The following is a 20,907-nucleotide window of genomic DNA, read 5'->3' as shown; positions in this document are numbered from 1 at the left end:
AATGGATAAATTTAAACACTTAAGAGAATGGATGGTTGAAACTCAGATCATTGAAAGAGGCATCAAAGATAAACGGGTTATTGAGGTAATGAAAAAAATTCCGAGACATCTTTTTGTACCAGAAGATAGCATTGACAGTGCCTATGATGACAGAGCTCTTCCAATTGGTTATGGCCAGACAATTTCTCAACCTTACATAGTTGCTTTGATGACAGAATTGCTGGAGCTTAAAGGAGATGAAAAGGTTCTTGAAATAGGTACAGGCTCTGGGTATCAGGCTGCAATTCTTGCAGAACTTGTAAAAGAAGTTCATACAATCGAAAGAATCAAGCCACTGGCAGATGAAGCAAAACAAAGATTTGAAAAATTGGGGATTAAAAATATTAAAGTTTATATAAAAGATGGCACAGAAGGGATTCCAGAAGAAGCTCCATTTGATAGAATAATAATAACTGCAGCCACTCCAGATATACCTGAACCGCTCGTTGCGCAATTAAAAGAAGGTGGAATTATTGTTGCTCCTGTTGGTGAACGATACTCTCAGTATATGCTTAAAGCAATAAAAAAAGACAGTAAACTTGAAAGGCATTATCTGATTCCTGTAGCCTTTGTTCCATTAATAGGAAAGTATGGATGGAAAGAGGAGTAATTAGGATTTATGAAGATTGCTGTAATTGGTATTGGAGCAGTTGGATTTTTTCTTTGCAGGTATTTTCTTGAAAAAACAGATTTTACAATAAAATGCGCTGATAAAAGTATTAGAAATCTCAGAAAGCTCAAAGAATTTGCAAACACTAAGAAAAAAATAACTTTACACAGAGTTTCAGTAAATGATAGTCCTTCCTTAGAAAAATTGATCAGGGATACTGATTTAGTAATAAATTCTGCAACACCAGCAATTAACAGAAAAATAATAGAGATTGCATTAAAATATGCTGTTAACTATCAGGATCTTGCTTCAAATCTTGAAGACCTTATGAATCCTGAACAGCTTGAATATTCTCAGGATTTTAAACAAAAAGGAATCGTTGGATTAATAAATACAGGTATAAGTCCTGGTTTGACAAACCTGATTGCCGGTGAGCTTGCTTCAAAATTTGACAGTGTGGATACAATTAAAATTAGAATTTTTGAAGATCAAAAACCACCTGGAACAATATGGTCATGGTCTCCTAAAGTGCTTTTCAGTGATATTTTGTCACCTCCACTTGTTTATGAAAAAGGGAAATTTAATCTTAGAGAACCCTTTGGTGAGCCTGAGTATTATAATTATCCAGAGCCCATTGGTAAAAGAAAAGCCTATCTTGTTTACGGAGATGAAATCTCCACTTTACCACGATTTCTCAAAGTAAAATCAGGAAATCTTAAATCTGCAGGCTCTGATATAGAGTTTCTAATGGCTCTTTATAATATGGGGCTTTTAAGTGACAATCCATTGAAAATTAATGGAGGGAGAGTTTCGCCATATGAAATTCTTTTGAAAATCACGAAAAGAGTTGCTTCAATTAGAGAAATAATTCAAAAAGTGAAAGAAGGAGTGCTTGAAGAGGCAACCTTTGGCATTGTTGTAGAATGCTCAGGAAAACTACAGGGAAAAAGAAAAACATTAAGAGGTTACTTAATATTTCCATCCATTAGAGAACTTATAAAAATTGCTCCTGGCTCTACTCATGTCTCTTATCCCACTGCTTTAGTAGCGGGAATTATGGCAAAATTTATAAAGAAAATTCAGTCCCTTGAGCAGGGCGTGTTTGCTCCAGAAGCTTTACCAAAGTTTATAAGAAGAAAAATCTTCTCTGAACTTAAGAAAGAAGGATTCAATGTTACATTAGAAGAACTCACCAGGGAAAAAACTACTCCAATCCGAATTCTTTAATTTTATTGTAAAGAGTTCTTAAAGAAATACCAAGTAACTGAGCTGCCAGTTTTTTATTGCTGCCAGTTTTTTTCAATGCTTCTATTATTGCTTTTTTTTCAAGACTTTTAATATTATTCTCATCCAATTCTTCCTCTTTTTCAATTTCTATCTCAATCTCCTCTGTTTTTGACAGGATTATTGCTCTTTCAAGAATGTTCTCAAGCTCTCTTATGTTTCCTGGAAAAGAGTAATTCTTAATGGTTTCTACAGATTTTTTGCTCAATTTTTTTATCTCTTTTTCAAGCTTTTTAGAAATCCTTTCTATAAGATAATCAGCAATTTTAGTTATATGCTGTCTTCTTTCTCTTAAAGGAGGAATGGTAATTGGAAAGACATTGAGCCTGAAATATAAATCTTCCCTGAATTTTCCATCTTTTACAAGCTGTTTTAAGTCTCTGTTTGTTGCAGTGATAAATCTTGCATTTGTTTTAAGAGTCTGTAGCCCTCCAATTCTTTCAAAACTTTTGTCCTGCAGCACTTTTAAAAATTTTGCCTGAATTGATGGAGTTAATTCTCCTATTTCATCAAGAAATAGAGTTCCATTCTGGGCAAGCTCAATTTTACCTGATTTTTGTTTTATTGCTCCTGAGAAAGCACCTTTTTCATAACCAAAAAGTTCACTTTCTATCAATGTTTCAGGAATTGAAGCACAATTTATCTCAACAAAAGCGCCTTTCTTGCCGCTCATAATGTGAATTGCTTTTGCAATAGCTGTTTTACCTGTTCCTGTTTCACCATAGAGAATTACTGTTGTATCTGTCTTTGCCACTTCTTTAACCATCTGATAGACCTCTTCAATTCCTGCAAATAGGATCTCATATGGAGGTAGCTCAAGTTCTTCACTGTAATGTCCTTTCTTTAAAACTTTTTCTATGCGTTTTAAAAATTCTTCAGGAGATGAAAGAGGCTTTGTGATATAATCAATTGCGCCCTTTTTTATTGCTTCTACTGCAGTAGGGATTGTGCCATAAGCTGTTATTACAATAAATTCTGTATTTACAACATCTTCTGCCTTTTCAATAAATTCAATACCATCCATTTTCGGCATCTTTAAATCTGTAATTATAAGATGGGGAGAAAAATTCCTGATATTTTTTAAGGCAATCTGAGGGTCATTAAACACCTTTACAGTGTATCCTTCTTCTTCAAGAATTGTTTTAAGGAAAGAGGCAAAGGAGGGATCATCTTCAACTATAACGATTCTGGCACTGTCAGACATACCTTTGTTCCCTGTCCTTTTTTGCTTTTAATTTCCAGATTAATCTTTAAAATCTCACACAGACGGTTTACTATTGCAAGACCCAATCCTGTGCCTTTTGGCTTTGTCGTAAAAAAAGGCTCTTGCGCTTTTTTTAAAGTCTCTTCATCCATTCCAGTTCCTGTATCGGATATTTCAATTTTTATTTTACCATTGATCTTTTTTGCTTTTATATTAATTCTTTTATCCTCTGTTTCTGATACGGCAAAAACAGAGTTCTGAAGAATATTACTTATAATCTGTGTCATTTTATCACTGTCTGTGTTCAGGTAGATTTCATCTAAGTCTAAATCAAAAAATATTTCCCTGTGTTCAACTATAAAAGGTAAAACTGTGTCATGAATTAATTCTTTGAGATTAACCATCTGGATGTTAATGTTTTGAGGATTTGCATACTGTGATAGCTCTTCAGTAAGTCTTTCAAGTCTCAAACTCTCCTTTACAATTATTTCAAGATACTCTTTTAAAGAAGCCTCTGAAATCTTTTTCATAAGATACTGGGCAAATCCCTTTATGCTTCCAAGGGGATTTCTTATTTCATGGGCTAAAACTCGTGAAAGCATTGAAAGATTTTCAAGCTCCCTCATTTTAATCTGCATTTTTTCTATTTTACTTAAAAGTATTGTTGTAAAAAAACCTGCCAGAATAAGGAATCCTACTGTAAAAGCCATAAAAAGTATATGTATTTTTGTATTTCTTAAAATAGCCTCAGCTGGATATTTATGTAAAGCAACTCTTAAAAGATAGGGTAGCCCATGGAGAATTATTTTTGTATCTGATATAAAAACTTTTTCTCCTGTGCCCAGAACAAGATAATGATAATAGGGAGTTTTCTCCTGAAAAATTGCAATTACTTCCTGAATTTTTTTCCCTATCAGGGCAGGATTAGAATGGAACACCACATTTCCTTTTTTATTATAAAGAGCTATAAAGGCAACCCCTTCCCATCTCTCATCCAGTAAGATTTCTGAAAAGATTGTGCTACCATGTTTTTTAATTTGGTCAATATCAGAAGCCTGGAGAACACTGTTAAGAGTGATTGTAATTCCTATTGCCTGCATCTGAAGAGATTGCTCTGTAGCGCGTTCTGCATTTTTGTAAAGAAAAAAAGCACTGATTAACTGAGTTAAAGAGGCAAAGAAAACTAAGGAAGATATAATTAATCTTACCGTAAACCTTGAAACCTTGATAATTCCACCTCTCTGTAAACTTCCTCTGGATTGTTAATATATTTTGGGGAAATGTGGAGGATTATAAACTCCTTAACTTCTGCTTCTTTTGCAATTTTACCAGCTAAAGCAGCAGTCAGATGATTTCTTTCAATTGCTCTCTCCATGTCTTTACTTAAAAAATAGGCTTCACAAAATAGAACATCCGAGCCTTTTACAAAATCTATTATTTTTTTTATGTTTTCTTCTACTGGAGCTACATCCATAACATAAGAGATTTTTTCTCCCTTTGAGATGTTTAAAATATCAAAAAGCTCTTCCACTAAAAATTCTCCCTTTGAAGTATTGATTTTCACTGAAACCTGTTTAGGTTTAAGCATTTTTTGAGGATCATATTCATAATAAAGTTTAATTAATTTTTTAAGCTGTCCAAGCCAGGGACCTACTACAAAGCCTTTTTTCTCAAGCTCTACTTTTTTAATATTTATGTGAAAATCCTCTTCAATCGAATAGGCAATTACAGGTATTCCATGAGATAAAACTTCTGCTTTAACTTTAAAAAGGGGGTCTTCAATAATCCACTGCTGTCTTGGCAGAGTTGGTAATTTTTCAATTTTAAATTTATTTTTAGCACAAAATCTTGCTCTTTTTATCTTTTTTTTTGTAATTGCAAAAACCTCAATTGATAATGGATAATCTGAAACGAGATTCCAGGTATACCCCCTGAGTTTTCCATAAACACAATCTATAATATTGTCAGGTCCGTAAACTCTCAAGGGTTCAGATCTTCTTAAAACAGCTCTTATAACCTGATCAAATCCTATAAAATGATCAATATGCGTATGAGTTACAAAAATATCGCTTACTTTAAGTATTTCATTAAAGGGAATTTTTCTTATGTCTCCTACATCAAAAAGCAAAGCTCTCCTTTCCCTAAGAAGCCTTACAAAAACACAAGGGTCTCCAAAGGCATCATTTACAACTCTATAATGAAAAAGTCTTGCCACAATGGTATAATTATACAAAATGAAAAGCACTTTTGTGACATTATCCAGAAACTTTTTCAATGGAGGAATCTATGTCAGAACTCAGAAGAGATCCTATATCTGGACGATGGGTTATTATAGCTGTTGAAAGAGGTAAAAGACCTTCAGATTTTGCTCCTGTAAGTCAAAAAAGAAAAATAAAGGGATTCTGCCCCTTTTGCCCGGGAAATGAACATACTGCGCCAAATGAAATTATTGCTTTTAGACCTCCAAATACTGCGCCAAACACACCTGGCTGGACACTGAGGGTTGTTCCAAATAAATTTCCAGCTTTGCAGATTCATGGAGACCTCAATAAAAGAGGAGAAGGAATTTATGATAAAATGAATGGAATTGGCGCTCATGAGGTAATTATTGAAACACCTGATCATCTTGCTTCACTCTCTACAATGCCAATTAAAGCAGTTGAGGATGTTTTGTGGGCATATTATTTCAGGATTACTGATCTTAAAAAAGACATTCGCTTTAAATATGTTCTGGTCTTTAAAAATGAAGGTGAAGCAGCAGGAGCCTCAATTGAGCACACCCATAGCCAGTTAATTGCTCTTCCCATTGTTCCTCAGCTTGTAAAAAATGAGATGACTTCAGCCCAAAGATACTTTGAATTAAGAGACAGATGCATATTTTGCGATATAATAGCTCAGGAGCTTGAGTTTGAAAAAAGAATAATCTATCAAAATGATGCTTATATAGTGCTTTCTCCCTTTGCACCAAGAGAGCCTTTTGAAACATGGATTCTACCAAAAAGACATGAATCTCGTTTTGAACCAAGAGAAAAAAGCTTCAGTCTTCTTGCAGATGCTCTCCAGACAACACTTAAAAAACTTGACGCTGTACTTGAAACTCCTCCCTATAACTATGTTCTTCACACATCTCCTTTTCAAGATGAGATAAATGAATACTATCACTGGCATATTGAAATCATACCAAAGCTTACAAAAACTGCTGGATTTGAATGGGGTTCTGGATTTTTTATAAATCCAACTTCTCCTGAAGAAGCTGCTCAATTTATGAGGGAGGCTACAGTATGAAAATAGCACTTGTCTCTGCAGAAGCTTATCCTTTTTCAAAAACTGGAGGTCTTGGTGAGGTTGTAGGTGCTCTTTTTAAAGAATTTATTAAAGCTGGCATTGATACAACACTTTTTCTTCCCTTTTACAGAACAACTAAACAGAATTTTCCCTCATCTACAGTAAATGCAGGAATAGTTTATGGAGTGTCAGTGGGTGCAAATACTCGTTTTGGTGCTCTGAGAACTGCAAGGGTCTGTTTTGATGAGGAAGAAAATTTAAAAATTGAAGCTTCAACGCAAGGAAATCTGTTCTTTATTGAGCATAATGATTTTTTTGACAGAGAAGAACTTTATGGAACAACTCATGGTGAGTATCTTGACAATGCTGAAAGATTTGTATTTTTTTGCAGAGCAGTTCTTGAAATTTGTAAAATTATGAATTTAAAATTTGATGTTATTCACTGTCATGACTGGCATACAGCTCTGGTTCCTCTTTATCTGAAAACATTTTATAAAGAATGTAGTTGCTTTGAAAGAACAAAAACCATATTAACCATTCATAATCTTGGGTATCAGGGCATATTCCCCCGTGAAAAACTTGAGATAACAGGCTTTGGGCAGGAGATGTTTCATATAGATGGATTTGAATTTTATGGTATGATAAATTTTCTTAAAGTAGGACTTTTCAATGCAGACATAATTACCACTGTTAGTCCTACATATGCAAAAGAGATCCTGACTCCTGAATACGGAGCAGGGCTTGACGGAGTCTTAAGGAAAAGAAAAGAAAGCCTTGTTGGCATTATAAATGGGATTGACTACAAAATATGGAATCCTGAAACGGATCCATTTATTGTTCAAAACTATGGAGTAAATAATATTAAAAACAAACAGAAAAACAAAGAAGATTTAATAAACCTCGCTGGAATAAAATGTTCCTCAGAATCTCCTTTAATTGCATTTATAGGAAGATTTGCTTATCAAAAAGGCATTGATATAATTGCTCAGGCAATACCAGCTTTAGTTCAGAAGGAAGTAAGTTTTGTATTTGAAGGAACAGGCGAAGCCTATTATGAAAACAAAATAAGAGAACTTCAAAAAAACTTTCCTTCAAAAATTTATGCTTTTGTCGGATTTGATGAAGCTTTAGCACATAAAATATATGCTGGTGCAGACGGTTTGCTCGTTCCGTCAAGATACGAACCCTGTGGTTTAAGTCAACTTATTGCTATGAGATATGGCACACCTCCAATATGTAGACGCACTGGTGGACTTTCAGACACGGTGGAAGATAGGGTAACAGGTTTCCTCTTTGATGAATACACGAGTGCTGCTTTAACAGAAGCAATCGAGCGATTTATTGAAATATATAAAAACAAAAACAGATTTCTCAATATGATTTATGAAGCCATGAAAAGAGATTTTTCCTGGAGCAATTCATGTAAAAAATATATAGAACTCTATAGAGGATTAATAAATGAAGGAAAGACAGGCATTATTTGAGCTTATAAAACTTCTTGAAGTATACGAAGATATTGAAATCCTTCTTGAAAGACTTATTTATTACGTTTGTCAGCTTATGAATGCTCAGGCAGGTATCGTAAGACTGATTAGAAATGGATATTTATACGTCACTGCCACTTACAACATTAATTCCGATAAAACTGTTATTAAATCTGATGAAGGAGTATGTGGAAAAGTTTTAAATGAAGGTAAGGTTAAAAAATTTAATAAATCTGAACTTGAAAAATACGAGCTTGATATACCTGCTTACTCAGCAATATGCATTCCATTAAAAATGCAACAGGAAAATATTGGAACAATTCTTGTTTACAATAAACTTGATTCAGAAGAAGGCTTTGGAGAGTTTACACAAGAAGACATTGAAGTTGGAGAGCTTTTCTCAGCAATAGCTTCATTAATTATTCTTAAATCCCTAAAGTTCAGGGAACTTAAAGAAAGAGAAATACAAAATATAAAGGTAATGGCTCAGATAGAGGAGCTTAAAAGTTATCTTGAAAGCCTGATTCAGAGTTCTGCTGATGCAATAATAGCCACTGATTTAAACAACATAGTGACTGCATGGAATAAAGGTGCAGAAAATATTTTTGGTTACACAAAGGAGGAAGTTATTGGAAAACCTTTGGCTGTTATCCCTGACTTCCTATATGAGATGGAAAAAATATATTTTGAAAGAGTTAAACAGGATGAGACATTAAAAGATATAGAAACAGTCATGATAACAAAGGAAAATAAAATTATAGAAGTAAGTCTTACCATGTCTCCGATAAAGAATTCAAGGGGAGAAATAGTAGGAGTCAGCAGAATAATAAGAGATATTACAGAAAAGAAAAAGCTTGAAAGGGATCTCATCAGAAGAAATGAAGAGCTTACGAAAATTTTATTTATAAGTTCTGCTGTAAGAAGCACTTTAGAACTGAATAAACTTTTAAGAATGATACTTACAGTAATTACAATGGGTGAAGGACTCGGTTTTAATAGAGCAGTGCTATTTCTTGTTGATGAAGAAAGCAATACTCTCCGAGGAGTTATGGCAGTAGGTCCTTCAAGCTATGAAGAAGCCTGGCATATATGGTCAAGTATGTCAAGAGAAAAGAAAACTCTTTTTGAGGTTCTTGATGAATTAAGCACGAAAGAGTTTGAAGAGGATAGCTTTCTTGAAAGACTCTGTAAAAACATTTCAATTTCTTTAAATGACAACACACCAATTGTGAGAGCTATAAAAGAAAAAAAAGTTTTTAATATTAGAGATGCTCATAAAGAAGAAGCAGACCCTGTAATAATTCAACAACTTGGAAGCATTGCATATGCTGTTGTTCCTCTTATTTCTAAGGATAAAGCTATTGGAGCAGTATGGGTTGACAATCTTTATACAAGAAAACCAATTACCGAACAGGATATTAATTTTTTGAAAGGATTTGCGGATCAGGTTGCAGGTGCAATTGAAAATGCATGGATATTTGACAAGGTAGAGCAGGCAGAAAAAGAGCTTGAAATGATTTTTAACTCAATAACTGACCTTATCTATTACACTGATGAAACTTATACAATAAAAAAAGTAAACCGCTCATTTCTTGATGCAGTTGGATTAAAAGAAAATGAAGTAATTGGCAAAAAATGTTTTAAACTTATTCATAAGACTAATTATCCACTGGAAGAATGTCCTCATAGAAAAGCAATGGAAACTGGAATATCTCAGGTGGGAGAGCTTGAAGAAAACTATCTTGATGGTGTTTATCTTCTTTCAAGCTCTCCAATATTTGATAAAAATGGTAATCTTATAGGAACCATTAATGTGGCAAAAAATATAACAGAACTGAGAAACTTAAAAGAAAGAATCATATCAATGGAAAAGATGGCTGCACTTGGAGAAATGGCAGCAAAGGTTGCTCATGAAATAAGAAATCCTTTGCTTGCAATTGGCGGATTTGCTAAAAGACTTAATAAAGAGCTGAAGGATGGAAAATCACAGGAATATATAAAGATAATCATTGAAGAAGTAAAAAGGCTTGAAAGAATTCTTAATGAAATATTGAGCTTTGTAAAGCCTTACCCAATTGCAAAGGAATCTTTTGAAATTAAGCAGCTTGTGGATGATGTGGTCAATTTTGTTGAATCTACGCTGAAAGACAATAACAATGAATTTAAATTGATGATAAATAACAATTTTACAGTGCTCGGTAATTATGATAAATTGAAAGAAGTGCTTTTAAATCTGATTTCAAATGCCAATGAAGCAACAAAGGATGGATTGATAACTTTAAAAATACAGAAGGCAGATAAATTACCAGTAGAGGCAGATGCAGATAAGGAGTATTTCATAATTGAAGTTGAAGATACTGGTTGCGGCATAGAAAAGGCAAATTTAAAAAGGATTTTTGATCCCTTTTTTACAACAAAAACTACGGGCACAGGTCTTGGGCTTGCTATTTCAAAAAGAATTGTTGAAGAACATGGTGGTATAATTAAAGTAGAAAGCGAAGTCAATAAAGGAACAAAATTTAAAGTTTATTTGCCAATACATAAAGAACAAGGAGGAGATAATGAAAATTCTGGTAGTTGACGATGAAAAAAATATATTAATGCTTTACAAAGCTGAGCTTGAAGATGAAGGATATGAAGTTATTACAGCAAATTCTGGTCGTGAAGCAATTGAACTTTTTGAATCTGAAAAACCAGATATGGTAACTCTTGATATAATGATGCCTGATATTGATGGAATTCAGGTTTTAAGACAGCTTAAACAGAAAAATCCTAATATTCCTGTAATAATGCTAACTGCCTATGATTACAGAGATGATTTTTCAATATGGGCATCAGATGCCTATGTTGTCAAATCCTCTGATCTTGGTCCTTTAAAGGAGACAATTAAAGAAATTGCAGAAAAATTTGGAATAAAATGAAATATCTTGTAATATCCTTAATCTTTGTTTTAATATTTCCACTTATGGGATTCTCTGAAGTTAAAGAAGAAGTCTTAAAAAACGGACTTAAATTGATATTTATTGAAGATCATTCAGCGCCTCTGGCAACTTTTCAAGTGTGGTATAAAGTTGGAGCCATTGATGAGCCTGAAGGCAAGTCAGGAATAAGTCATCTTCTTGAGCACATGATGTTTAGAGGAAGCAAAAACTATCCTGGAAATGTTTTTTCAAAAATAATTCAGTCTCAAGGTGGCATTGACAATGCTTTTACAACAAAAGATTACACTGTTTATTTTCAAAAGCTTTCTCCTTCAAAGTTACAAACTTCAATTGATCTTGAATCTGACAGAATGGCAAATCTGCTCTTTAATTCTGAAGACTTTGAACTTGAAAAAAAGATTGTTCTTGAAGAAAGAAGACAGCGATATGAAGATGATCCTGAAAGTCTTATAATTGAAGAAGTTATCAGCCTGGCATTCAAAGAACATCCTTATCGTAAGCCTGTAATTGGCTGGACTGAAGATATTGAATCAATAACTCTTGAAGATTTAAAAAACTACTACAATAAATACTACTGTCCAGGTAATGCCTTTATAATTGTTGCAGGAGATATAAAAATTGATGAACTAAAGGAAAAAATCAGAGAAAAATTTGAAAAAATTCCTTCTTGTAAGCCTCCAAAAAAATTTTTCCATGAACCCAAACAATATGGACAAAAAAGAGTTATACTGAAAAGGCAGACACATCTTCCAGTGCTTGTTCTGAGCTATAAAGTTCCTGCTTATCCCGATAAAGACAGTCTCAGTCTTGAAATATTAAGTAGTATAATTGGAGAAGGAAAAAGTTCAAGACTTTACAGAACCCTTGTTACAGAAAAATCATTAGCAGTGGATGTCTCAAGTAGTAATTCACCATTAAGCAGAGACGGATTTTTATTTTTCATTTTGGCTTCTGTGAAAACTCCTGATAAAGTGGAAGAAGTTGAAAAAATTATAAAAGAAGAGATTGAAAAAATAAAAAGCGAACCCCCTACAGATACAGAGATTGAAAAAGCAAAAAATCAAATTGAGGCTTCCTTTCTTTTCAGTCAGGATTCTGTTTTCGGGCATGCCCTTTATCTTGGTAAGTTTGAAGTTCTTGGAAATTGGAGACTCATTGAAAAATATAAGGAAGATATAATGAAAGTCACAGCAAAGGATGTTCAGGAAGTAGCAAAAAAGTATTTTAACTTTGACAATCTCACTGTAGGAGTGCTTCTACCAGAATGAAAAATTTTTTAATAATTTTTTTTATCATTTTTATTTTATATCTAAACTCTACTCAAGGAGCTACCCGTATGGATTTTAAAACCTTTAAACTTGAAAACGGAGCAAAAATTAAATATCTTTACAGGGATAGCATTCCCATTGTTTATGTATCTGTTTTAATTCCAGCATCTGCACTGGATGAGTCTAAGCCTTCAGTTGCCTATCTCACAGCACACTTACTTACTCATGGCACAAAAACAATGACTGTACGGCAGATTGAAGACAAAATTGATTTCCTGGCAATCTCCATTGATAAAAAAATCACCCACGACTATACAATGCTCACTCTTGCAACAACAAAAAGGCATTTAAAAGAAGCTTTAAATTTATTTTTTGATGTCCTGATGAATCCTGTATTTCCTGAAGAGGAGCTAAAAAAAGAACTTACCAGAGTAGAGAAATCATTAAAGCAGATGGAAGAAGACCCTTCCTACATAGCCTACAAAACTTTTATTAACCAGCTTTTTAATAAACATCCATATGGAAGACCAGTGGAAGGTGAACCTGAACAGCTCAAAAACATTACAAGACAGGATTTAATGAATTTTTATGAAAAGTTTTATAATCCACAGGGAATGATTTTTTCAGTTGTTGGAGATATAGAGGAAGAAGAATTAAAAAAGCTTATTGAACCCATTGGTCGATGGCAAAATGGGCACTACTACAGCAGGCAGTTAAATCCACCCATCTTTATAAAAAGAAAAGAGCCAGTAAAAATTTTTATAAAAAGACCAGATTTAACTCAATCAACGATAATTCTTGGATTTGAAGGAATTTCAAGAAATGATCCTGATTTCTATGCCTTAAGCGTGATGAACTACATTGTTGGAGGAGGAGGTCTCACATCAAGGCTTGCAAAACAAATAAGAGAAAACCGTGGACTTGCTTATTCAGTGTATAGCACTTTTTCGCCTTATTTAATGCCAGGAGCTTTTTATGTAGAGGTAAAGACAAAATCTGAAAATACTCAGAATGTTATAAAATTAATTGTTGAAGAACTTAAAAAAATGAAGGAAAAAGAAGTGACCACAGAAGAACTCAAAGAGGCAAAAGCTTTTCTTACTGGAAGTTTTCCATTAAGAATTGACACAATGAAAAAAATCAGTGAATTTCTACCTGTTATTGATTTTTATGGCCTCGGAGATGATTACATATCAAAATATCCAGAATATATTGAAAAAGTAACAAAACAAGACATAAAAACAGTAGCAGAAAAGATTCTTAATACACAGGCATATATTGTTGTAATTGTAGGAAAAGACTTATAAAATTTATATATCCTCCAACTTATCTGAGCCTGTCTTTTTATCATTCCGAGCCTCATCACTGAGCGAGAGGAATCTTTCTTTTTTTTGCCTTACTCCACCACTCAACTAAAAAGACAAGAAAAATTCCTGCAAAAAGTGATGTTATGGCAGCCACAGCAATAATCAACATCCTTTTAGGCTTCACAGGAACATCTGAGGAATAAGGATTTTCTACAATATAAAGAAGGAAATTTTTACTTTTATCAGTCTTTACCTTCTGTGAAGTCAGAATTTCTGAATAGGTAAGAGAGACTTTGTCAAGCTCTGTCCTGAACTCCTCAATAGCAGTCTTCAAAATCTCTTCTGCAAGCTTTCTTTCCCTTTGATCTGATGTAAGAACAATGCTTCCTGTTTTCTTATCTATATCAGTTTTGAAATATTTCTTATCTATATCAGTTTTGAAATATAATAAATCAACGTCTGAACCAAAAGTTTGTCTAACTTTATCTCTCACCTTTTTCTGAAACTCAGCGCTGTTCAGTATTGACAAACTCAGATTATTTACCTCTGGATGCCTACCCTGTTGAAGAGGAATTATAAACTCACCATCCTTTACCAATTGATTTGCTTTAAGACTTTCAATCATTGTCTGAGTCGAAAAAAAATCCACCCACAGCATTGCTCTTGCCTGATATATATTCGGCATAAGAAAACTAACTACAGTTGCGATAAAAACACCGAGAACAAACACCCCAGCAACATATTTTATCCGTTTTTTAAAAATAAGAATTAATTCATAAAGGTCAATCTCATCTTCAAATGAAGTCTCCTTTTTAAATTCCTTTTCCATTTACACCTCCTGGTTATTTACAAAGCCCAATATATAAAATCTTTATCTTGCTTAAACTCTTCAAAGCAAGATTTTATTTTATTACTTACATTTATAATTTTACTTACATCTATAAATAAATAGGGAGCTTTTATAATTTTTTTAAAAACTTCTTTCGAGAATTTTATAAATTCATTATGTTTCACAGATACGATTACACAATCGTAAGGTGCATATTCTTCAATATCTCTAATGAGTTCTATTCCATACTCTTTCTTAACTTCTTCCTGATATGCTATAGGGTCATAAACAAACACTTTAAGCCCAAGCTCTTTTAATTCCTTTACCAAATCATAGGATTTGGAATTTCTTATATCTGGAACATTCTCCTTAAAGGTTATTCCCATAACTAAAACTTTTGCATTTGCAATAGTCTTTTCAGCTTTAATCATAAGCTTTAAAGTTTTATAAGCTATGTATGATGGTATAGACTCATTTATATTTCTTCCGGCAAGTATCAACTCAGGAACATGTCCTATTTCCATAGACTTATAAGCTAAATAATATGGATCCACCGGTATGCAGTGACCTCCGACAAGTCCAGGTTCGAACCTTAAAAAGTTCCACTTTGTGTAAGCTGCTTTTAAAACTTCCCTTGTATCTATTCCCATTTTGTCAAAAATAATCGCAAGCTCATTCATCAATGCTATATTTATGTCCCTTTGAGTATTTTCTATTACTTTAGCAGCTTCTGCCACCTTTATACTCGGAGCTTTATATATACCTGCGCTAATTACAGAACCGTAAACTTCTGCTATTCTCTCAAGTGAGTACTCAGTATCACCTGCAACAACCTTAACAATTTTTTCAATGGTATGCTCTTTATCTCCAGGGTTTACCCTTTCAGGAGAATAACCTACCAAAAAGTCTCTCTTCCACTTAAGCCCACTTTCTTTTTCAAGAATGGGCACACATATCTCCTCTGTTGCTCCTGGATATACCGTTGATTCGTAAACTACTATAGCTCCTTTCTTTAAATTTCTACCTACAATCCTTGAAGCATCTCTTAGATACGAAAAGTCAGGATTTTTAACTTTATCCACAGGTGTAGGAACGGCAACTATTATAAAGTCACACTCCGATATTTTCTTCTCATTGTTTGTAAATTCAAGGTTAGAGTTCTTTAGAGTTTCAGGTAAAACCTCTTTGGTTGAATCTATACCTTTTTTCAGCTCTTTAATCCTCTGTTTGTTTTTGTCATATCCTATAACCTTATACTTTGTAGCTAATAAACATGCCAAAGGCAGCCCCACATAACCGAGTCCCACTACGCATATTTTTTCAACCATTTCTCATCCTCTTATTGAGAGTTATTTCAATCAAATCCAACCCAATTATAACACAAAAAAATTGCCAAAATTAAGTTTGGCCTTCTCACCACTGATAATCCTTAGTAATGCATCTTTCTCTTTCTGGCATTGTTGCTCTTTAGAGGAATTTCCTCATCGTTACATAATCGGTAAAGGCGAATTGCCCCACTATAAAAGCTTTCTTTCCCATTCATAGGCGGTTTTTATTATGTAGTGAAGATCATCGTATCGGGGTTGCCATCCAAGCGAGTTTTTCAGTTTTGTGCTTTCTGCTACAAGTTCTGGTGGGTCTCCATCCCGACGACCTGTTTCTATTACTTTAAAATCAACACCCGTTACCTTTTTGGTTGCTTCAACAACCTCTCTTACAGAGTATCCATGCCCATATCCACAATTAAAAATATCGCTTTTACCACCCTGAAGCAAATAATCAAGCACAAGTATATGAGCGTCTGCAAGATCATCTACATGGATGTAGTCTCTTATACATGTGCTATCCTCTGTGGGATAGTCAGTTCCATATATTTCAAGATAAGGTCTTTTGCCAAGTGCGGTTTTTACTGCAACAGTTATGAGATGTGTGGCATCTTTTCTTCTCTGCCCCAATCTGTCAGAACCATCAGCACCTGCTACATTAAAATAACGGAGAGATACATATCGGAAATCACTTGTCTGAGCCACTTCATGTAGCATCCTCTCCACCATTGCCTTTGAATGTCCATAAGGGTTTATAGGATTAATTGGCGCATCTTCATTTACAGGGCATTTTTCAGGTATACCATATACTGCTGCTGCTGATGAAAATATAAAGTTTTTCACACCATGCTCAAGACATGCCTCCACGAGATTAAGAGTGTTGCAGAAATTGTTTCTGTAATATTTCACTGGCTCTTTTACTGATTCTGGCACAACTATGGAGGCTGCAAAATGCATTACTGCATCGGGTTTGTATTCTTTGATTGTCTGCTTCAGAGTTTGTCTATCTGATAAATCTGCAACAATAAGCTTTCCATAAAGCACGGCTTCACGATGTCCAAAGGAAAGGTTGTCATAGGTGAGCACACTGTATCCCCTTTCACCAAGCATTTTAACAACATGGCTTCCAATATAACCTGCTCCCCCTGTGACAAAAACCTTAATTTTAGAGTTCATCTTTATTGCTCCTTAAAAGAGGAATTTCCTCTTTATCGACCGGAATGTCAAAAAAAATCAGTATTCCAAACATGCTTAGCAGATAAGACATTTCTTCCTTTTTCATTATCTTTTATTGTTACCTGAGGATCACATAGAAAAATTTTTATTCCCCATATTTGTATTTCATGTCAAAGTAGTAGCTGTAGTAGAAATTTATTTCAGGATGAGATTTTCTTAAATATTCCTCCACTTTGGGCTGTATGGAATAACTTACTATAAATCCATTAACATCACTTCTAAGATATTGTCTAACCCTTTCAATTATTTTAATAAATTTTTCAATGTCCTTTTTGCCTAACTGTGCTTTACATTCACCTATAAGATAAACCCTTTGACCATCTCTTTCACCTTCCACATAGATGTTCAGTTCGTCGTAATTTCCATCAGGATAAACAATATTTTTTCTACCAAAGTCTTTTACTTTAATCCCATATTCTGTTTCAGCAAATTTCTTTATAAATGGAAATATCCTGTCCTCAAGACCATATCCTACTGTATCTGTGAGATTTCCAAGTATTTTTCTTGTTTCTCTATGATCTGAAGCAAGTCTTCTCAGTTCCTCCTCAGTACGCTTCTGTGCCTCTGCAAGCTCCTCTACCCTCTGTTCAGTACGCTTCTGTGCCTCTGCAAGCTCCTCTACCCTCTGTTCAGTACGCTTCTGTGCCTCTGCAAGCTCCTCTACCCTCTGTTCAGTACGCTTCTGTGCCTCTGCAAGCTCCTCTACTATTTTTGTGAGCTTCTTGAAATCAACCTTTAATTCTAAAAAATCCTCTCTTTTGACCATCTCACCGATGGTCTTGTCAAGACTTTTCAATATTTTGATAAGACTTGACCTGATGGCAGGCTCAAGTTTTTCTAACTCTTCAATAATTTCTATACTGAAAAGCATACTATAATATAACAATTTTAGTAAATGTTATCAACAATTTAGGCTCATGCTTTTTTCAATGCTCCGCATCCTCAGTTACATCAGCACAAAAGCAAATGTAACCGAGTAGAATAAAATTATACTACTGCTTTTTCAGAAGCTCTATCTTAATACTTACTGTCTTCTGAAGTATATGTTTTTTACACTATTTAAAGACCTTTTAAATGCCGAAGGCGGGATTTGAACCCGCACGGCGTTGCCACCACCAGATCCTGAATCTGGCGCGTCTGCCAGTTCCGCCACTTCGGCTCAGTATTTTAATTTTACCTTTATCAGGACATTCTTCGCAAGTTTACCTTAAGGAGTTGAAATTGCCGACAGGAAACTTACTTTCGCTTCCGCTTAGTTAAGAACTTTTCCCAAAAAAATTCTAAATTCGCTCAAGACAATAATTTCCTAATGGCAGTTTTAAGAAGAATTTTTAAGTTGATAAACTTAAAATTTTTTTGTTATAATTTGGTAGCATTCTTAATAATTAGCTGCTACTAAGATTTTTCTTAGGAGGTGGCTAATGAAGAATGCTGGCTGGTCTTTTTCTTCCAAATTTCTTTATTTTTCAATCATTTCTGGATACATTTTTTATATATTTCATTTAAATTTTTTTGAAGCAATTGTAAATTGTATTTCTCTCTGTCTTTTTTCATTAGAGCTTCTTGTTATTTTTGATACAACAAAAAAACACAGATTGAGGAAAACAGATTTTATTGAACTGCCTGCTGATTATAAACCTTTTGTTTCCATTTTTGTTCCCATATGTAAAGAACCAGCAGAGGTTGTAACACCGGCATTAATTTCTTTAAGCGAGCTTGATTATGAAAACTACGAAGTATATGCCTTAGTAAACAATACTCCTTATGATAAAGAGGTGAGGAGTATTGAAAAAATTTGCCAAAGTCTTGGTGAAAAAGTAAAATTTTTTTACATTCCACAAATTGAAGGATTTAAGGCAGGAGTGTTAAATTATGCCTTAAATTTAACTTCACCTAAAACCGAAATAGTCGCAGTTGTAGATTCTGATTATATAGTAGAAAAGGATTTTCTTAAAAAAACAGTGGGATACTTTAAAGACCCTGAAATAGCAGTTGTTCAACTTCCGCAGAATTATTTTTTGAATGACACTGCTGTATCAAAAGGAATGTATTATGCCTACAGATACTTTTTCAGCACAGTAATGAATACTTGCAATGAGTACAATGCTGCTTCCTTTATGGGAACAATGGGACTTATAAGAAAAAGCGTTCTTGAAAGTATAGGAGGATTTTCTAAGGAGGTTATAACAGAGGACAGTGAAATTGGAATTAGAATTCACGAGCTTGGTTATAAAACAGTTTATATTGACCATTCAAAAGGTAAAGGACTTATGCCATATAGCTATGCAGCCTACAAAAAACAAAGGGCAAGATGGGTATTTGGAAACATGCAGACAATAATAAAAAATCTTAGATTTTTCATCTTCAGTAGACTTAATTTTATGCAAAAACTTTGTTATTTAGCTCAAAATACAATATGGTTTAACAATCTATTTATACCATTCTGGATTATGCTCTTAAGTTGTTTTGAGTTTGTTTCTTTCAGTTTTGCTTTTGTAGTTCCCTATTTAGCATTCCTGTCAAGCAGAGCTCTTGGTTTGTTTTTTGCAATGCCAGTTAATACAGCTGTAGGGTTGAAAGAACGTCTGTATGCGTTTATCTCTTTTCTTTCTTTAACCTTGCCAATGGCAACAGAATGGATAAAATGTCTAATCTATCCTAAAAAAGAATTCTGGAGAACCCCTAAATTTAAGGAAAATTTTGGAATATTTAGATATCTCAGAGAAGGTTTGTCAGAAATTTTAATATTAATTTTTAGTGGATTAGCTTTCAGTGTGGGAATTTTAAAAAATCAATTTGTTTTGGCTACCGGAGCTTTTGTCAATGGTTTAATTTATTCTTCAGCAATATGGCAATTATATGGATTTTTCAAACTCTCAAGGAGTGAAAAAAATGAAAATTGGATTAATTTCACCACTTTGGAAAAAACTGCCTCCTGAAAAATATGGAGGCACAGAACTTGTGGTTTATGACCTTGCTTGTGCATTGACTGAAAAAGGGCATGAAGTAACTGTTTTTGCCTCTGGAGACTCAAACCTTCCATGTAAATTAGTTCCAATTGTAGAGAGAAATCTCTATGACATACTTGGAAAATTTAAATGGGATTTTTATGACTACGATATTTTACAAACAGAAATAGTTGGTAAAATGAGTAATGATTTTGATATTCTTCATAATCATAATGGATTTATCCCTCTCAGCATTACTCCTTTAGTGAAAACTCCTGTGGTAACAACAATTCACAGCTCTTTACCTCCAGAGCCTGCAGTGCTCAGGGAAGCCTTTAAAGATAGATTTTATGTCTCAATAAGTAATGCTCAAAGAGAGCTTGCTCCAGAGCTTAATTGGATAGCAACAGTTTATCATGGAATAGATGTAAAAAAATATCCCTTTTCAGACAAAAAAGGAGAGTATTTACTGTTTCTTGGAACTTTTTCTCCTTACAAAGGTCCTGACATAGCTATTGAAATAAGTAAAAAAAGTGGAATTCCAATTATTCTTGCAGGTGAAATAAGAAAAGAATTTGAAGACTTTTATAAAGAAAAAATTCTTTCTGAGCAGGATGGAAAGCAAATTAAAGTATTTGGAGAACTTACTTTTTCCGAAAAGGCAGAGCTTTTAAAAAATGCTCTGGCTCTTATTTTACCAGTTAGATGGAAAGAAGCCTTTGGACTTGTAATGATTGAAGCAATGGCTTGTGGAACTCCTGTTATTGCCCCAAGAAGAGCATCTGTTCCTGAAATAGTGATTGATGGAGTTACAGGCTTTATTGTTTCAGTTGAAAACATGATTGATGGAATGGTTAAAAAAATTGAAGAAATTAAAAATATAAATCCTCTAAATTGCAGGCTTCATGTTGAAAAAAATTTCACTGCAGAAAAAATGGTAAAGGAATACTTAAAAGTTTATGAAAAAATTCTACAGATTCACAAACCTTTTTCTTTATTAGAAAAAATATGGTAAGCCAGTTCCTGTTCAGACTTCATCAGTTTTAAAAATTGTTCAAGGGTTCAAAAAAATTGTTCAAGATTGTTAAAATGTTCAAGGGTTCAATCGGCAATCTGAGGACAAACCAGGTTTTTGTCAACTTTTCA

The 20,907-nt window shown here is 33.8% G+C and carries 17 protein-coding genes and 1 tRNA gene; 10 read left to right on the top strand and 8 right to left on the bottom strand.

Features of this window, described 5'->3' with window-relative positions; all coding sequences use genetic code 11:
* The first annotated feature begins 1 nt into the window (after nt 1).
* Together V4D31_RS01545 and V4D31_RS01540 are read left to right on the top strand one after the other, a co-directional pair.
* Nucleotides 2–649, top strand: a complete 648-nt coding sequence (locus V4D31_RS01545) for a protein-L-isoaspartate(D-aspartate) O-methyltransferase (RefSeq protein WP_353686491.1) — start codon at nt 2–4, stop codon at nt 647–649.
* A gap of 9 nt (nt 650–658) precedes the next feature.
* Nucleotides 659–1,876: a saccharopine dehydrogenase NADP-binding domain-containing protein gene (locus V4D31_RS01540; RefSeq protein ID WP_353686490.1), complete on the top strand. Its 1,218-nt coding sequence runs from the start codon at nt 659–661 to the stop codon at nt 1,874–1,876.
* Here the strand turns inward: V4D31_RS01540 and V4D31_RS01535 are convergent.
* The 3 genes from V4D31_RS01535 to V4D31_RS01525 all read right to left on the bottom strand — a co-directional run bounded on the left by V4D31_RS01535 (nt 1,854) and on the right by V4D31_RS01525 (nt 5,412).
* Entirely contained in the window at nt 1,854–3,137 is a 1,284-nt protein-coding gene (locus V4D31_RS01535) for a sigma-54 dependent transcriptional regulator (protein ID WP_353686489.1), read from the bottom strand. The two genes, V4D31_RS01540 and V4D31_RS01535, sit on opposite strands and share 23 nt — an antisense overlap.
* Entirely contained in the window at nt 3,110–4,237 is a 1,128-nt protein-coding gene (locus V4D31_RS01530; RefSeq protein WP_353686488.1) for an ATP-binding protein, read from the bottom strand. Before V4D31_RS01530 ends, V4D31_RS01535 begins: the two co-directional genes overlap by 28 nt.
* Nucleotides 4,238–4,341: 104 nt before the next feature.
* Nucleotides 4,342–5,412 carry a ribonuclease Z gene (locus tag V4D31_RS01525; protein ID WP_353686487.1) on the bottom strand — a complete coding sequence of 357 codons (1,071 nt, stop codon included), beginning with the start codon at nt 5,410–5,412 and terminating at the stop codon, nt 4,342–4,344.
* Nucleotides 5,413–5,423: 11 nt separating this feature from the next.
* Between V4D31_RS01525 and galT the strand changes: the two genes are divergently transcribed.
* The 6 genes from galT (at nt 5,424) to V4D31_RS01495 (ending at nt 13,423) form a co-directional block, all read left to right on the top strand.
* The gene (galT, locus tag V4D31_RS01520; RefSeq protein WP_353686486.1) at nt 5,424–6,422 is read left to right on the top strand and encodes a galactose-1-phosphate uridylyltransferase; all 999 of its coding nucleotides are present in this window, start codon (nt 5,424–5,426) and stop codon (nt 6,420–6,422) included.
* Nucleotides 6,419–7,906, top strand: a complete 1,488-nt coding sequence (glgA, locus tag V4D31_RS01515; RefSeq protein ID WP_353686485.1) for a glycogen synthase GlgA — start codon at nt 6,419–6,421, stop codon at nt 7,904–7,906. The genes galT and glgA overlap by 4 nt, the downstream gene beginning before the upstream one ends.
* Entirely contained in the window at nt 7,881–10,487 is a 2,607-nt protein-coding gene (locus V4D31_RS01510; protein ID WP_353686484.1) for a PAS domain S-box protein, read from the top strand. Before glgA ends, V4D31_RS01510 begins: the two co-directional genes overlap by 26 nt.
* Entirely contained in the window at nt 10,468–10,827 is a 360-nt protein-coding gene (locus V4D31_RS01505) for a response regulator (RefSeq protein ID WP_353686483.1), read from the top strand. Before V4D31_RS01510 ends, V4D31_RS01505 begins: the two co-directional genes overlap by 20 nt.
* Nucleotides 10,824–12,116, top strand: a complete 1,293-nt coding sequence (locus V4D31_RS01500) for a pitrilysin family protein (protein WP_353686482.1) — start codon at nt 10,824–10,826, stop codon at nt 12,114–12,116. The genes V4D31_RS01505 and V4D31_RS01500 overlap by 4 nt, the downstream gene beginning before the upstream one ends.
* 68 nt (nt 12,117–12,184) lie before the next feature.
* The gene (locus V4D31_RS01495; protein ID WP_353686481.1) at nt 12,185–13,423 is read left to right on the top strand and encodes a pitrilysin family protein; all 1,239 of its coding nucleotides are present in this window, start codon (nt 12,185–12,187) and stop codon (nt 13,421–13,423) included.
* Between the two features lie 55 nt (nt 13,424–13,478).
* On the opposite strand, the gene V4D31_RS01490 is transcribed toward V4D31_RS01495, so the two are convergent.
* The 5 genes from V4D31_RS01490 to V4D31_RS01470 all read right to left on the bottom strand — a co-directional run bounded on the left by V4D31_RS01490 (nt 13,479) and on the right by V4D31_RS01470 (nt 17,972).
* Nucleotides 13,479–14,252 (bottom strand): Wzz/FepE/Etk N-terminal domain-containing protein, encoded by a 774-nt coding sequence (locus tag V4D31_RS01490; protein ID WP_353686480.1) that lies wholly within the window; start codon nt 14,250–14,252, stop codon nt 13,479–13,481.
* 17 nt (nt 14,253–14,269) lie between these two features.
* Nucleotides 14,270–15,580 carry a nucleotide sugar dehydrogenase gene (locus tag V4D31_RS01485; protein WP_353686479.1) on the bottom strand — a complete coding sequence of 437 codons (1,311 nt, stop codon included), beginning with the start codon at nt 15,578–15,580 and terminating at the stop codon, nt 14,270–14,272.
* 189 nt (nt 15,581–15,769) lie between these two features.
* Complete coding sequence (gene galE, locus V4D31_RS01480; protein ID WP_353686478.1) at nt 15,770–16,753, bottom strand: UDP-glucose 4-epimerase GalE; 984 nt, start codon at nt 16,751–16,753, stop codon at nt 15,770–15,772.
* A gap of 145 nt (nt 16,754–16,898) precedes the next feature.
* Complete coding sequence (locus V4D31_RS01475) at nt 16,899–17,684, bottom strand: hypothetical protein (RefSeq protein ID WP_353686477.1); 786 nt, start codon at nt 17,682–17,684, stop codon at nt 16,899–16,901.
* A 204-nt stretch (nt 17,685–17,888) separates the two neighbouring features.
* A tRNA-Leu gene (locus tag V4D31_RS01470) sits at nt 17,889–17,972 on the bottom strand.
* A 262-nt stretch (nt 17,973–18,234) separates the two neighbouring features.
* Between V4D31_RS01470 and V4D31_RS01465 the strand changes: the two genes are divergently transcribed.
* A complete protein-coding gene (locus V4D31_RS01465) occupies nt 18,235–19,752 on the top strand; it encodes a glycosyltransferase family 2 protein (protein ID WP_353686476.1) in 1,518 nt (505 codons plus the stop codon).
* Nucleotides 19,706–20,776, top strand: a complete 1,071-nt coding sequence (locus V4D31_RS01460) for a glycosyltransferase family 4 protein (RefSeq protein ID WP_353686475.1) — start codon at nt 19,706–19,708, stop codon at nt 20,774–20,776. The genes V4D31_RS01465 and V4D31_RS01460 overlap by 47 nt, the downstream gene beginning before the upstream one ends.
* Nucleotides 20,777–20,907: the final 131 nt, after the last annotated feature.

Source organism: Thermodesulfovibrio sp. 3462-1, from assembly GCF_040451425.1.
Classification (GTDB): Bacteria; Nitrospirota; Thermodesulfovibrionia; order Thermodesulfovibrionales; family Thermodesulfovibrionaceae; genus Thermodesulfovibrio; species Thermodesulfovibrio obliviosus.
Note: the sequence above shows the minus strand (reverse complement) of the source record. Positions and strands in the feature narration are given on the sequence as shown.